The organism is Halobacteriovorax sp. DA5 (assembly GCF_002903145.1).
Taxonomy (GTDB): Bacteria; Bdellovibrionota; Bacteriovoracia; order Bacteriovoracales; family Bacteriovoracaceae; genus Halobacteriovorax_A.
On the sequence record NZ_PPDJ01000002.1, the window covers coordinates 1 to 14044 of the forward strand.

The following is a 14044-nucleotide window of genomic DNA, read 5'->3' on the forward strand; positions in this document are numbered from 1 at the left end:
CAGATCAATGATCTGGCTTTTTTTGTTTGTGGGTAAAAAAAAATAAGTCACACTACTTCAAGATTGAATTTACCTTTTCAAGTACTTCCTCAACAGTAATAAGATTCATCATATCATCTTCTTTTATACGAAAGCGCCAAGGGACATCGTTCTCTGTTTTATGAAAGTAGTGTTCTAAGGCCCTAGGATAGGCATTAATACAGTTTTCTATTTGACCGAATGGTCCAGTGTATTCTGGAGGTACGGCCGTATATAGACCTATTACCGGTGTATTTAGCGCTGCTGCCATATGGGCAGGTCCAGAGTCTGGAGCAATCACCATTCTAGCTTTTAAAAAGACATTCTTAAGTCCATTAAGAGATGTTTTCCCACATAGATTCATGATATCGGCCTGTGATTCTTGTTCAATAGAATCACATATATCTTTATCGCTTGGAATTCCAGTTAGTACAATTGGTATATTATGTAGTTCTTTTATTTTGTTTGAAAGCTCGATGTAGCGCTTTGTGGACCAAGTTCTTTGAAGTGAAGAAGCTTTTGGATGTATAACGATAAAGTCTTTTGGAGGAAGTTGTGAAACTTCTTCAGTCGTAAAAGGTAAGTTGAATTCGATTTCGTTTGAATTGATTCCTAAGTAATCAGCGAAGCCTAAAAAAGCGTCTACAGAATGCTCCTTCTTGAAAGGGATTGATTCATTGATGAATATTTTTTGTAGATCACGTCCTCTTTTTGAGTCAAAGCCAATTTTTCTCTTAGCTTTTATAAATGGGTAGATAAAATTAATTCTAAGGTTTGCCTGTGTACATAGAAGTACATCAAAGTTGTAAGGGGCAAATACACTTTTTAATTTAAAGTAGTCTTTTAACTTCTTTGGCTTATCAATTCTTATAAGTTCAATATCCTCAATTCCTTCGATTAAAGGGGCAAAGGTATTGCTCGTTATAAAATATATCTTAGCTTTTGGAAGGGCCTTGCGAATGCGATTAAGCATTGGAAGTGTCCAAATAATGTCCCCAAGGGCAGATGTTCGCATAATAGCGATTGATTTAATTTGATCTAATTTCATGTGGTTATTATAGTGATTTTTTGTGAAAAAGAAAGGCCCACTTTGCGTGGGCCTTAAAGTATTTAGCTAATAATTAAAATTAGAATTTTAATTGAACACCAGCTGCTGCCATTGATGCATCATTTTGTGTTGCACCAGTATCAACTTCATATGTTAGGTAAGTGATATTGAAGTCAATATTCTTATTAAGCATATATCTGTAGTGAGCTGCAATTTGAGTGTAGTCATTATTAAGATCTTTCTCATCACGATTTTGGTAAGTAACAGAGAAAACATTCTTATTTAGCATATAAGTGATACCAGCAAGAATACGATTAATTTCGCTATCAGCTACTGTCGTGTCGTTATTTTCAATACTGTAACCTAGATTGATCTTGAAGCTTCCTAGTCCAAGATTTACACCAGCTAGAGTGTAGTTGCTATCTTCAGTTGAAGCACTTGCCCATTGGTCATAACCAGCGTAAACGTCTAGATCTACCTTATCCATTTTTCTTTGGTATCTTACTAGACCTGAGTAATGTGTATCGCCGTAGTTAGCTGTTGGGTCGTTATCATTTCCATTTCCACGATCTGTTGAAAGAGCGATTGTAAGACCACCCATACTTGGTGTTTCGTAAGAGAACATGTCTGTTCTTGCACGGTATCTAAAACCAAGACCACCTGATGCTGCTCCATCAATTCTAGCACTAGTATCAGAACCGGCCATTGAAGCTACTGTTGAGCTTAGTGGATCTGATTTTAGCATTACATAATCAAGTGGAGTATATGTTTGACCCATCTTGAATGTACCAAAAGAAGTCTTTGCTCCAACTGCAGCTTGACGCATTCTGATTCTGTAATCATTACCAGAGTTTGATTTACTTGAGTTAAGGCCCATTTCAAGTACGTAAGTACCTTCAATTCCTTCTGTTCCCCATTTTCCTGTAGCTCCTAGTCTAGACTCAGAAGAATCAACGTCTACAAAGCCAGAAAAAGAAGTTCTGTTTGAGTTTTCGTTGTCAGTGTAAAGTGCAACTCTGTTTAATTTTCCGTAAATTGTTGGCGCATCAATTGTTGCTGTCGCCGCGATTGCTGGAATTGCAACTAGCGTAGCTGCAACTGTCATTAGTTTTTTCATAATTCTCTCCATGAATAAATAATCTAATATAAATATTAAAACGAGAGGTTACAAAATTGGCAAGTTAAATACCTGAAAAATATAATGATGATTTAATGAAGAGAGCATGGTATAAGGCAGCATGAAGAAAAATTTAGAAAATATGGTTTTACTTGGTACGGCAACTAGGCCTCATGGAATTAAAGGTGCTTTTGTTTTTAATCTTGAAAATAAAGTGAATAGTGTCCTTGAAAATGGCTCAACTTTTATAGCTATGCCTTTAAGCGGAAGTAAAATAAGTAAAGATGGCGAAGAGAAAGAGATTAAAACAATTTCTTTTGGTAATAAAGTCATCGCATATTTAAGTGGTGTTGATAATCGTAATATTACAGAAGATATGCTTCCTTTTGAAATCTACGTAAGTCGAGATATTTTTCCTGATATTGAAGATGAGGATGAGTTTTACATGTCTGATATTGTCGGTCTTGATGTTTATGACTTAGAAAAAGAAGCGGTAGTGGGTAAAGTTGATAAGTACTTTGATAATGGAGCTCACATTGTTCTAGTGACAAAAGTAGGTGGCAAATTTGTGGATATCCCATTTGTTGATCATTTTGTTAAATTAGTTAATCTAGAAGAGAATCGTGTGGAATGCTATATTCCGCATCTAATGTAAATGAAGAAAGTTTGGGTCCTTACATTATTTCCACAATTTTTCACTGCCTTTAAAGATAGTGGAGTCATTGGTAAGTTCTTAGGTAGTGAAGTTGAGTTTAACCCTCTTTACCTTGGAGACTTTTCACCAAAGAGTTTTAAAGGTGTTGATGGAGCTCCGTATGGCGGAGGGCCTGGAATGGTTATTCGCGCAGATGTTTTAGAGCGTGGAATTAATCATATCCTAGAGACAGAATCTCTTGATAAGTCTCAGTTAGAGATTATTTATACTTCTCCTCGTGGTGATGTTTTTAATAACGAGGAAGCCAAGTTGTTAGCAAAAGACTTTCAACAAAATAATAAGCAGTATGTTTTTATTTGTGGGCGATATGAAGGGATTGATGAGCGCTTCATTTCTCAGTATGTAACTAAAATAATTTCTCTTGGAGATTATGTGTTATCTGGTGGAGAGTTGGCCGTCATGACTATTGTTGATGCTATGATGAGGTTTTTGCCTAAAGCTCTTGGGAATGAAGATAGCGCAATTCTTGATTCTTTTGAAGATGGACTTATTGAAGGTCCAGTTTATACAAGGCCTTCTGAGTTTAATGGCATAAAAGTTCCCGACGTTTTACTCGAGGGAAATCATAAGTTGATTGATGAGTTCAATCACAGTAAAAAACTAGAATATACAAAGAAGTATAGGCCAGATTTGTATAAAGCCTATATGAGAAATAAAGATTAAGGATATACCAAAGATGAAAGATAATATTTATCTAGGCTTAGTACACCACCCAATTAAAAATAAAAGAGATGATATTGTTACGACTTCAGTAACGAATCTTGATATACACGACATCGCAAGAAGTTGTCGTACTTTTGGGATTAAGAACTACTTTATTGTAACGCCACTAGAGGCCCAACATAAGTTAGTTAATAGAATCCTAGGACACTGGGAAGAAGATGATGCAGGAGCTTATAATCCTGATCGCCAAGATGCACTTGCTATTGCACGCCTAGTAAACTCTGTTGAAGAGGGAATCAATAAAATCAAAGAGATAGAAGGTGTTGATCCTTTGGTCTGTGTTACTGGAGCAAATTTTGAATCAAATAACGGTGTAGAAACTGACCTGATCAATAATGCGCGCCTTGACAAAAAGCCTATCTTCCTGTTATTTGGTACAGGATGGGGTCTTCATGCACAAGTACTCGAACGGGCACATTTTGCGCTTGAGCCAATTTTTGGTGGAAGTGCTGATGGGTATAATCACTTGTCTGTTCGCTCGGCAGTTGCCATCTATTTAGATCGACTGAATAGTGCCTCTGAGACCATGAAATAGAACTTACTTAAGAACAACACGGTGTTGGTCCTCTGAGAAGTTCAAGACGTTAAAGTAGGAGTTCGTAATGAATTTAGTAGACGTTGTAAATGAAAATTACAAGAACACAAACGTAGAATCATTCCCAACATTTAAAACTGGGGATACAGTTGCTGTTCACGCAAGAATCACTGAAGGTCAAAAATCTCGTATTCAGATTTTCCAAGGTGTAGTTATTGCAATGAAAGAAGCTGGAAAACTTACTGGTCACTTCAGAGTTAGAAAAGTTTCTTCTGGAATTGGTGTTGAAAGGGTATTCCCATTCCATTCACCAAACGTAGAAAAGATTGAGATCGTTCAAAGAGGTAAATCTAGAAGATCGAAACTTTACTACCTAAGAGATCGTTCAGGTAAATCTGCTCGTATCGCAATTGACTACGATAGAAAATAATCAAAACTATTTAAGTCATAGAAGGGCCCCTAGAAATAGGGGCTTTTTTTATTTTAAGGTCAAAAATGTTCGAATCACAGTTTGTCGATAACCATAAATTTATCTTAGCAACAGATGAAGTAGGTAGAGGACCTCTTGCTGGCCCTGTTGTAACCTGTGCTGTAAAGGTATCAATTGATAACTTGAAGTCTCTCGTCGAAAGGCTAGACTCAGTTGGTGTGACAGATTCTAAAAAATTAACACTTAAAAAAATGGAGAGTATTCTCAAAGAATTGGGGGTAGAGAAGTTTTCAAAATTCAATGAACATGAACTATTTCAATACAGTGTTGAGAAAGTTGCGCCAAAAAAAATTGATGAACTCAATATCTTTCAGGCGAGTTTATTTGGAATGAAAAAAAGCTGTCATAATCTTCTTTGTGATTCAAGTTCAGTCGTTCTTGTTGATGGAAAGTTTCCATTCTCTTCAAAAAAAATTAACGATATTCATCCGATTATTAAAGGTGACTCAAAATCATCACTCATTGGACTTGCTTCAATCATTGCAAAAGTGTGTCGTGACCACCTTATGACAAGAGAGGCGAAAAAATATCCTCATTACGGATTTGAAAAAAATGCTGGTTATCCAACGGCCGTCCATCGCAAGGCCATAGAAGATTATGGTATCACCCCGATTCATCGAAAATCATTCAAAGGGGTAAAAGAATTTGTCACTCAGGAAAATAGCTAAAGGAAGTTCATTAGAACTTAGAAAGTCTCGACTTGTTCACTCTGAATCTGTTCCTCTTTTGGTTTGTTCGACAATGCTTCGTAGGCATGGTTGTGGGCAAGTCGATATAGCAGGTATTTATAAGCTAAATGGAGAGTTTCTCATTAAGCTGTTTGAAGTTAAATCGAGCGGTTTTATGTCAGAGTCTCAAAGGTTGAGGTTATTAAATAGTGCTCATTTTATCTCTTCTTATTTTGAAATATCGTGCATAGTGTCGCTAGTTTGAACAACATTTACCTTGCATCGAACGAGGCCTTCTTTTACAATTTTCATATGGTTAAAAAATTATTCTTAATTACTCTTTTTATTTCAACAACTTTTACTAGCTTCCAAGCAAAAGCAGATATGGATCCTCGTGTGAAAATCGTCGCTTTAAATGCAGGATATGGAACCGTTGGAGGAGCTCTGCTCGGTACTGCTGCCATGGCATTTGGTTCTTCGGGACGCTCAGTTGCAATTGGTGCATCTCTTGGTCTTTATGCTGGATTAATTTTTGGTGGGTATATTGTAGGAAGCCATGAGTACAGAAAGAATGATCGTATGCAGCCTAGCCAAGAAAATTATTATTATCCAGATACAAACGATAGTCCTTATCAAGATTCTCGCTACCAGGGTGGTGGTTATAATTACCAGGGATCAATTAATCAGGATGGCTTCTCTTTAGAAGGCCCGGCCGAAATTGGTTTTAAACAAGAGCGCCCAGGCCAAGATTTTTATGTGAATCTTTTAAATTATCAGTTCTGAAAAGTACGTTTTCTCTGACCGTAGAATTGTGAAAGCTCTGTATCGTCAGTTTCGAATTCGTTAATTAGAATATCCATTGCATCAAAGTTATAGATTTTGAAAACTTTTAAAAACTCTGGCGCAACATTTGAAAGTCTAACTTGATCACGTCTTTTATTTAATGCTTTGATTGTATCAACGAATACACCAATTCCTGAAGAGCCAACAAAGTTAAGGGCCGTCAGGTCAAGAGTGATTAATGAAGTAGGGTGAGTGTTAGTGATTGTAGCTAACTCTTGCTTAAGAGGAATGATATTTTCATAATCCATTCCACCTTCGATATGAACAGTGATATTTCCTGTTGAATCTGTACGTACTCTTGCTTGCATTGTCATTTAAACTCCTTCTTCTACAAAATAACAGCATCTAATAATTATTGTAACGCATTGCGTATTAAGATTTTAGATGGAAGTTATTTCTTATGTAAGTTATAAATAAGGGGAATCATTAAATATTAGGACTAACTTTGAAACTGACTCTAGTAACAACACCAATAGGAAACCTTGGAGATATAACTGAGAATATGCGTCAGGCATTTGTGAGTTGTGATCTCGTTTTGGCCGAGGATACTCGTGTTTTTCGCTCACTCTTATCAAAATTAGAAATAGAGCGTTCAGATTTAAAAGTTGTCTCATTTAATGATCATTCACAGGATCGTCTTAAGTATTTTCTTGATTTAATCAGATCGGCACAACACCCAATTCTTGTCTCTGATGCTGGAAGTCCTATCATTTCTGATCCAGGGCATATTCTAGTGAAAGAGCTCATTAATGAAGGCGGTGAGGTTACATCAGTAGCAGGGCCTAGTGCAGTTACTGTTGCACTTGAGTTAAGTGGAATGGCACCAAATCCATTCTGTTTTTATGGATTTCTTCCACGAAAAAAAGGTGAGATTTCGGCAAAATTCCAACAAGCATATCAGACAAATGTAACATCTTTATTCTTCGAATCACCACATCGTATTCATGGGACACTAGAGCAATTGTCACAAGAATTTCCAGAAGCGCAGGTAAGCGTTTGTCGCGAATTAACAAAGAAGTTTGAAGAGTGTGTACGCTTTAAAGCACAAGAATTTAAAACTGATTTGATTAATGCAAAAGGTGAGTTTGTTTTGGTTGTTTCATGGCCTAAGCTAGAAGCTGGAGCAACAGCATCTAATGAAGAATTTGAAAAGTTGGCCCAAAATTATCTCGGTAAGCAAACGCCGAAAAACCTTGCAAAACTTCTTTCAAAGATTACAAATCGAAAAACACAAGAGATTTATCAAGAGCTTACTTCTAAATAAACCTATTTTTTCAGTATCTTATTACTAGTAAAAATTTCTAATCCAAGTTAAAATTAAATAAATTGGAGTTAGAATGATCGTTAAAGTCATTGGAGGCCACGGTGGGGTCTCACCACAGTGTCGGGCCACATCGTACTTGGTGGATGATAAATTATTAATTGATGCAGGATCTGTTGCAACAGGTATCAGTGTAAAAGAACAGATAAATATAGATAATATACTTATCTCACACTCTCATCTTGATCATATTTCTGACTTAGCATTTTTGGCCGATAATTGTTTTGGTTTAAAAGATGACCCATTTTATATTTGGACATCTAACGAGGTTCAAACAAGTATTCAAAAGCATCTTTTAAATGATGAAATTTGGCCGGATTTTACTAAGCTTCCAACTAAAGATGATCCAACTCTTAAGTTTTTAAATATTGAAAATGGCGAAACAAAGAAAATTGGAGAGTATACAGTTCACGCAATTAAAGTGAATCACTTTGCAGGCTCTCTTGGCTTTATTATCGAAAAAGGTGATTGTGCAATCATCTTTACACAAGACACCGGGCCTACAAATGCAATCTGGCAAAAGGCCAAAACAATCAAGAATATTAAAGCAATCTTTTCTGAGGTTAGTTTCCCTAATTCTTATGAACAGTTGGCCAAGGATAGTCGTCACCATACTGCGCAGACGATGGGGCTTGAGATCGCAAAGATGCCTAAAGATATTCCAATTTACTTAGGGCATCTAAAGCCAAATTACTTAGACCAGTTAACGAAAGAAATTGAAAAAATTAATACTCATGGACGAATTAATATTATTGGTTCTGAGAATAAGAGCTATCAATTTTAATAGATTTTTATAGTCAAAAATTTCTTTTCGTGAGATATCTCTTGCCGTGAAAAATACAGATAATTTCCAAAGTCAAAAACTTGAAGAGTCATTTCTAAAACGTCTTACACTTTTATGTGGAAAGGAGAGTTTTAGACCTAAGTTAGATCATATCAGAGATTTTCTTTCTCAAGACAGACGCGTTATTGAAGCAAGGTCTAAGGTTATTATCGTAGGTGGTACTAATGGGAAAGGTGAAACTTCCCATAGCTTAAGTTACTTATATGAACGTGCAGGGTTTACAAGTTGTCTATGGACTTCTCCGCATGTTTTATCAATCACTGAGCGCTTTAAATTGAATGAAAAGAATATTTCGATTGAAGAGCTAACAGAATTATTAGATGAGAATGAAGAAGTCATCAAAAGTTTAAAGCTCTCTTTTTATGAAGCACTATTTGTTCTTTTCATTAAATTTGCACTTAAGCATGAAACTGACTTTGTCATTCTTGAGGTAGGCTTAGGCGGGCGCTTTGATGCAACAAATATCTTCACAAGGCCAATTGCTGCTATTACATCAATTGGATTAGATCATACAGAAATTTTAGGCAACACATTAAAAGAGATTTTATTTGAAAAATATGGAATCACTCGTTTTGGTGGAAAACTTTTTGAAAATATTGAGCAGACATTTCTAAAGGATATTCTTTCTCAGTGGTGTGAGCGCGATGATATCACTTTAACTTCTGTATCTAAACAAAGTGAATTACCATATTTTGAAAGAAATAGGCAGATGGCCGTTGCGCTATTTGAAGAATCAACTCAGCAGAGTCTTGATAAGGATTCGTTGAAGAAAATTGAGTGGCCTCTTACACCTGGACGTTGGGATAGTATGCTGGTTGGAGATAGGGAGTTTGTTTTTGTTGGAGCTCATAACCAATTAGGCCATAAAGTACTTTTAAAAAGTATTTCAGATTGTCAGGGCAAAGAGTCATTTGATGTACTTATGAGTTTCTCCACAGGTCGTGAAGATCAAATTAGTAGTACGATTAAGCTCTATAATACTTATCCTTGTATTATTAAATCAGTGAATATTTTAAGCTTTCAGCACGAGAGAGCATTAAGTAAGGAAACACTTCAACAAAACTTAAAGACTGGCACAAAAGTGTATGAAATACACGATTTTCTCGATACAATATTAAGTACTAATGAGGAAATTGACACAGAAAAACAATCAAATATCGAATCACTTAGATCTGGTTCCAACAAACTTCTTGTTGTGGGCTCTTATTACTTTATCGCTTGTATGCAAAAGTATCTTCGTACTAAGTATTCAAAATAATATCTACGCAGATACTCCAAAAGTTTTAGCTTTTGGAGAAAATGATGAAGTCCAAATTCTTTCTGATAAAGCCTATCGTAAAAGTAGTGATAACTCTTATGAAGCTCACGGCAATGTTATTATCAAGCTTGGTACAGATACAATCTATGGTGAAAAGGCCAGCATCTCTCTTGCGACGAAAATTGGTAAGATTTGGGGAAATGTTCGCTACGCCGGTGCCAAATTTAATCTTTATGGAACACAGATTTCATACTCTCTTCAAAAGGCTGAGTTTTCGGTACAAAATGCAAAACTAGTTGATGAAAACTTTGTCCTAAGAGGTAAGGAAATTGTTCGTCATGATAGTGGAGTTTTTAAAGCGATTGAGGCGGAGTTTACAACATGTAAAGATTGTCCTGAGTCTTGGAGTATTCAAGGGCAAGAAGTCACAGTTGTGCCTGATGATTATATTAGTCTAAAGCATGCATTTGTTAAGATTAATGGTGTGATTATTGTTTATATCCCATATGTTTCACTACCTATTAGAAAGGTTAGAGAGTCAGGGCTCCTTTTTCCAACGATCGGTCTTGATTTTGATGAGGGCTTCTACTTTAAGCAACCAATTTATTGGGCAATTAATGATAATAGTGATGCTACTTTTTCACCGACTGTTTTTGGTAAGCGTGGAAATGGTCTAGCTCTTGAGTATCGTAACTCTCTTGGTAAATATTCTAATATCGAATTTGATGGGAAAACTGTAAACGATAAAATTTGGCAGCCAGGTAAGCTCGATCTTGAACCAAGTGGCAAAGATGAGATTAGGGGGGCGTACAAGTTTAACTATTTTTATCATCCAAATAATAAATTATCATTTTGGGCAAACTCTACTTATTTAACAGATCTTGATATTCAAAGTGATTATGAGGAGTACTTCGAAAAAAATATCTATATGGGTAGTGAGAAAGGCTCTCGTATTTCTACTGATTATATGGGTGATTCAGTTATCGCAAACTTATACTCTAGTTTTATGAGCAATAGTATCTTCAGTGATCCCGAAGGTTTCGATACTGATTATGTACAAAATACTGTGAGACTAGGATTAGGACATAGACCTTTTAATATTTTTAATTCGAAAGGTGTTCTATCAAAAATAAACTTTTATCAAAATCTAAAGTTTGATTACTTTAAACAAGATGTTGTTAACGAAAATCTCTATTATAGAAATATTCAGCGTTTTGACTATAACCCTTCCTTAGAGTTTGTTTTAAGGCCGATCTCTCATATTAATATAAAAATGGAATCGGGTCTCGATGCTCAATACTATGTACTTCCTACAGAGAAACTTGAGAAGCAAAACGGTTATAAGTATGGGAACTATGTTAATACTTCAATGTGGGTCGATATCGAAAAAATTTATGGACGTGCTTATATTCAAGAAGAGATTATCAAGCCTGTTTTAATCGAAGATGAGGAAAGAAACTTAATTGCTAAAATTCCACGTACAGAAAAAGAAGAATTAGACGTAAGAAAGCTTTATCGTTCTTCGTATAAACATAGTTTAAAATTCGGTGTGAACCATTTTTATTACAATGCTCAAAAATATCGTGGAAATAAGAGACTAGGGGATCAATTCGCTCTTCTTGAAGACAATGGGCGTTTTGATGAAAGAGATATTATTAGAGGTCGAAATAATACACTTCAAGATGTATCGACTCGTACTGATTTACCTGAATCAAATACGATTGAATTAGTGTTTAACAATAATATTTTAAAGAAAACTCCTAAGCCTAATTATCAGATGTTTAAGAATTTTAATTATCAACTTGATAATTATGAATATTCCAAAATTGCTTATTTCAATATCTCTCAAGGTTTAATCCTAGAAGATAATGAAGAGTCAACGATTGATACTGATGATAGGCTGACAAGGCTTGCAATTTTAAGTGGTCTTAACTTTAATAACTTTTCGCTTAATTTATCAGAGTATTATTTCCATACAGAAAGTAAGCATATTACTTCATTGACAATGAAGCATGATTTGAAAAGATTTCAATATGAACTAGGCTTCAACTACGACTCTTTCTCTGAAGATCGACGTTATTTTACTATTGATGTTGATTTTGAATTAAATGATATCTTTTCATTTAGAACTGGTTATTACTATGACTTCGAATTAGAAAGGGTATATGAATCTTATCTTGGAACTCGTTACAATCCACTTAATAATTGTTGGGTATTTGATATTGAATATCGTCAAAAGGATGAGTTTGTTAATAATAAATTAAATCTTGATCAATCAATCTCATTAAAGATTTTAATTAACTACAATGCTAAGAATTTTGATTCAGTCTTTGGGGTAACTTTGTGAGACTAGTCTTTATCGACTTTGAAGATAGTTTTACAAATAATATTCTCTCTTATTTTGATCAGTTTGATTTTCATATTGATATCGTAAACTTTCGAAATCTTTCTAAAAGCAATATTTCAGACCTCCTAGAAAATCAACTAGTCGTTTTAGGGCCAGGCCCTGGCCACCCAGAGGAATATTTAAAATCCTTTGTAAGTGTTGGTGTCAACTTTAAGGATGAACTTTCAAAGGCCAAGCGGATCATAGGGATATGTCTTGGTCATCAATTAGTTCTTAATATTTTTGATGAACTTCGAGTTGTGAGAAGCTCTAGGCCAATGCATGGTCAGGCCATTACGATGAAGCTTGAAGAAGATGAGGATCTATTTGATTGTTTTAATCGAGAAGATAGGACTGAGCTAATTCATGCCAAGCTTCAGCGCTATAATTCTTTAAAAGTAGAAATTGATAGTGGAGAGTATAAGTCTGGTAATAAGGAGTGTCTGACTCAATTCATTTTCGACAATAACGATGAATTATTAATGGCATACCGCCCGAACTTCTTTTTTACGATGCAGTTTCATCCTGAATCAGTTGGTACCTCATGCAATAATATCCTCTTTGAAGCAATGAATAAGTTTTTAATGTAGAATTATTAGGATGAGATTTGTACTAGAAGGTATATACGACAAAAGAGGATTTAAATTTGCCAATGAAATGGCAAAAGGGGCCTATGGTTTTGATTTTAGACCTAGGAGTTTTAATTTTATCCAAGGTTATGTCATTGAAGAACTTTTAAAAGAATCACTTCTAAAGCTTGAAGATATTATTGAACTACATTTTGAAAATGATGCTCCATTTGTAGTGGATTCAATTATCGAACAAGTTGCAAAAATTCATCCAAATATCAGAATTAACTATGGTACTAGTGGACTTCACACTAAAGAAGAGTTGGAAAGATCTGGTAAACCTTTTTCTATTATTTTTGATATCTCTGACTCACAAGTTTACGAAAAAATTCAGTCTCACTTATGTCAAAGTGTCGTTTTCCTATATGATGATATTCATCAGATGGCGCAGCAGGGACAATTAAATAGCTTCATTGTTAATTTTTATACAAAGGTTATGTCTTCTAAGAATGAGAAGTTTGAATTAGGTATGAAACTAAACTGGGATTCAAATCTTTCAATTGGAATTATTGAGCAACTAGATCCTGACTATATTAAGTTTGAAATCTCATCTCAAGTTGAACGCTGTTATCGAAATATTGATGTTCCTAAGTTATCAGAATACTTTGGTGCTACGATAAAGGCCCTTGCTATTTAATAGCTTTTGATTAATAAGTAATCTATGAATATTTTACTCTCAAATGATGATGGATACTCTGCTGAAGGAATTCAGTGTCTTTATGAAAGTCTAAAAGATATCGCCAATGTTGCAATTGTCGCTCCTGATAAAGAGCGCTCTGCTACATCTCAGGCCTTAACTCTTCATGACCCAATTCGCGTAGAAAAAATTAATGATTACACTTTTAGTTGTAATGGCTATCCGGCCGATAGTGTATTAATTGGAATAAACTCTGTTTTAGACTTTAGGCCAGATTTGGTTATTTCTGGAATCAATCACGGGGCCAACCTTGGACAAGATATCTATTATTCTGGAACAGTTGGTGCTGCAAGACAGGCCGTATTTCAAGGAATAAGGGCCATTGCTGTTTCTACTGTTATGAGATCATCTGATGATGTTAGGCACTTTCAGACGGCCGCTGGAGTCGTTAGAGAGCTCGTTGAAAAGAAGTCTGAAGCATTGCTTGCAATGCCTGAGTGCTCACTGTTGAATATTAATGTACCAAATGTGTCGGCCAATGAGGTTGGAGAGATCGTTTGGACAACTCCTCAGATGAGAAGATACAGTGAAGAAGTCTATGAAAGGGTAGATCAAATGGGACGTCAGTATTTTTGGATTGGTGGATCTCCTTTAGAAATCGATCCAGACACGACATCTGATCACCATGCCATAATGAACGGAAATATTTCGTTTTCTTTCCTAAACCTTTTGAATTTTTCGTCCGATGTATTCCATGAATGGGCGGCAAAAATTTCCAAATAATTTGAAATAATTGATCATTTTTGTCCTCA

16 protein-coding genes are annotated in these 14044 nt (G+C 35.3%); 13 read left to right on the top strand and 3 right to left on the bottom strand.

The window, feature by feature from the left end; translation table 11 throughout:
• Nucleotides 1–52: 52 nt before the first annotated feature.
• Nucleotides 53–1066: a glycosyltransferase family 9 protein gene (locus tag C0Z22_RS03445; RefSeq protein WP_103216951.1), complete on the bottom strand. Its 1014-nt coding sequence runs from the start codon at nucleotides 1064–1066 to the stop codon at nucleotides 53–55.
• Nucleotides 1067–1145: 79 nt separating this feature from the next.
• On the bottom strand, nucleotides 1146–2183 hold the full coding sequence (locus tag C0Z22_RS03450; protein ID WP_158246790.1) for a porin: 1038 nt from the start codon (nucleotides 2181–2183) through the stop codon (nucleotides 1146–1148).
• Nucleotides 2184–2304: 121 nt separating this feature from the next.
• Here C0Z22_RS03450 and rimM point away from each other — a divergent pair, with 121 nt between their 5' ends.
• From rimM to C0Z22_RS03480, 6 genes are all read left to right on the top strand, one after another.
• The gene (rimM, locus tag C0Z22_RS03455) at nucleotides 2305–2838 is read left to right on the top strand and encodes a ribosome maturation factor RimM (protein WP_103216953.1); all 534 of its coding nucleotides are present in this window, start codon (nucleotides 2305–2307) and stop codon (nucleotides 2836–2838) included.
• A complete protein-coding gene (gene trmD, locus C0Z22_RS03460; RefSeq protein WP_103216954.1) occupies nucleotides 2839–3561 on the top strand; it encodes a tRNA (guanosine(37)-N1)-methyltransferase TrmD in 723 nt (240 codons plus the stop codon).
• Between the two features lie 13 nt (nucleotides 3562–3574).
• Complete coding sequence (locus C0Z22_RS03465; protein WP_103216955.1) at nucleotides 3575–4156, top strand: RNA methyltransferase; 582 nt, start codon at nucleotides 3575–3577, stop codon at nucleotides 4154–4156.
• A gap of 67 nt (nucleotides 4157–4223) precedes the next feature.
• Nucleotides 4224–4586, top strand: a complete 363-nt coding sequence (gene rplS / locus C0Z22_RS03470; protein WP_103216956.1) for a 50S ribosomal protein L19 — start codon at nucleotides 4224–4226, stop codon at nucleotides 4584–4586.
• Nucleotides 4587–4651: 65 nt separating this feature from the next.
• Nucleotides 4652–5314 carry a ribonuclease HII gene (locus C0Z22_RS03475; protein WP_103216957.1) on the top strand — a complete coding sequence of 221 codons (663 nt, stop codon included), beginning with the start codon at nucleotides 4652–4654 and terminating at the stop codon, nucleotides 5312–5314.
• Between the two features lie 312 nt (nucleotides 5315–5626).
• Nucleotides 5627–6097 carry a hypothetical protein gene (locus C0Z22_RS03480; protein ID WP_103216958.1) on the top strand — a complete coding sequence of 157 codons (471 nt, stop codon included), beginning with the start codon at nucleotides 5627–5629 and terminating at the stop codon, nucleotides 6095–6097.
• Here C0Z22_RS03480 and C0Z22_RS03485 read toward each other — a convergent pair.
• Nucleotides 6088–6471 carry an STAS domain-containing protein gene (locus C0Z22_RS03485; protein ID WP_103216959.1) on the bottom strand — a complete coding sequence of 128 codons (384 nt, stop codon included), beginning with the start codon at nucleotides 6469–6471 and terminating at the stop codon, nucleotides 6088–6090. The two genes, C0Z22_RS03480 and C0Z22_RS03485, sit on opposite strands and share 10 nt — an antisense overlap.
• A gap of 131 nt (nucleotides 6472–6602) precedes the next feature.
• Here C0Z22_RS03485 and rsmI point away from each other — a divergent pair, with 131 nt between their 5' ends.
• From rsmI to surE, 7 genes are all read left to right on the top strand, one after another.
• Nucleotides 6603–7421, top strand: a complete 819-nt coding sequence (gene rsmI, locus C0Z22_RS03490; RefSeq protein ID WP_158246791.1) for a 16S rRNA (cytidine(1402)-2'-O)-methyltransferase — start codon at nucleotides 6603–6605, stop codon at nucleotides 7419–7421.
• Between the two features lie 73 nt (nucleotides 7422–7494).
• Nucleotides 7495–8262: a 3',5'-cyclic-nucleotide phosphodiesterase gene (locus C0Z22_RS03495; protein ID WP_103216961.1), complete on the top strand. Its 768-nt coding sequence runs from the start codon at nucleotides 7495–7497 to the stop codon at nucleotides 8260–8262.
• A 46-nt stretch (nucleotides 8263–8308) separates the two neighbouring features.
• Nucleotides 8309–9580 carry a hypothetical protein gene (locus C0Z22_RS16365; protein WP_103216962.1) on the top strand — a complete coding sequence of 424 codons (1272 nt, stop codon included), beginning with the start codon at nucleotides 8309–8311 and terminating at the stop codon, nucleotides 9578–9580.
• Nucleotides 9516–11927: an LPS-assembly protein LptD gene (locus C0Z22_RS16220; protein WP_103216963.1), complete on the top strand. Its 2412-nt coding sequence runs from the start codon at nucleotides 9516–9518 to the stop codon at nucleotides 11925–11927. Before C0Z22_RS16365 ends, C0Z22_RS16220 begins: the two co-directional genes overlap by 65 nt.
• Nucleotides 11924–12556, top strand: a complete 633-nt coding sequence (locus tag C0Z22_RS03510) for an aminodeoxychorismate/anthranilate synthase component II (RefSeq protein ID WP_103216964.1) — start codon at nucleotides 11924–11926, stop codon at nucleotides 12554–12556. The genes C0Z22_RS16220 and C0Z22_RS03510 overlap by 4 nt, the downstream gene beginning before the upstream one ends.
• Before the next feature lie 10 nt (nucleotides 12557–12566).
• The gene (locus C0Z22_RS03515; protein ID WP_103216965.1) at nucleotides 12567–13232 is read left to right on the top strand and encodes a hypothetical protein; all 666 of its coding nucleotides are present in this window, start codon (nucleotides 12567–12569) and stop codon (nucleotides 13230–13232) included.
• Nucleotides 13233–13256: 24 nt separating this feature from the next.
• Nucleotides 13257–14015, top strand: coding sequence for a 5'/3'-nucleotidase SurE (gene surE / locus C0Z22_RS03520; protein WP_103216966.1), 759 nt, complete (start codon nucleotides 13257–13259; stop codon nucleotides 14013–14015).
• Nucleotides 14016–14044: the final 29 nt, after the last annotated feature.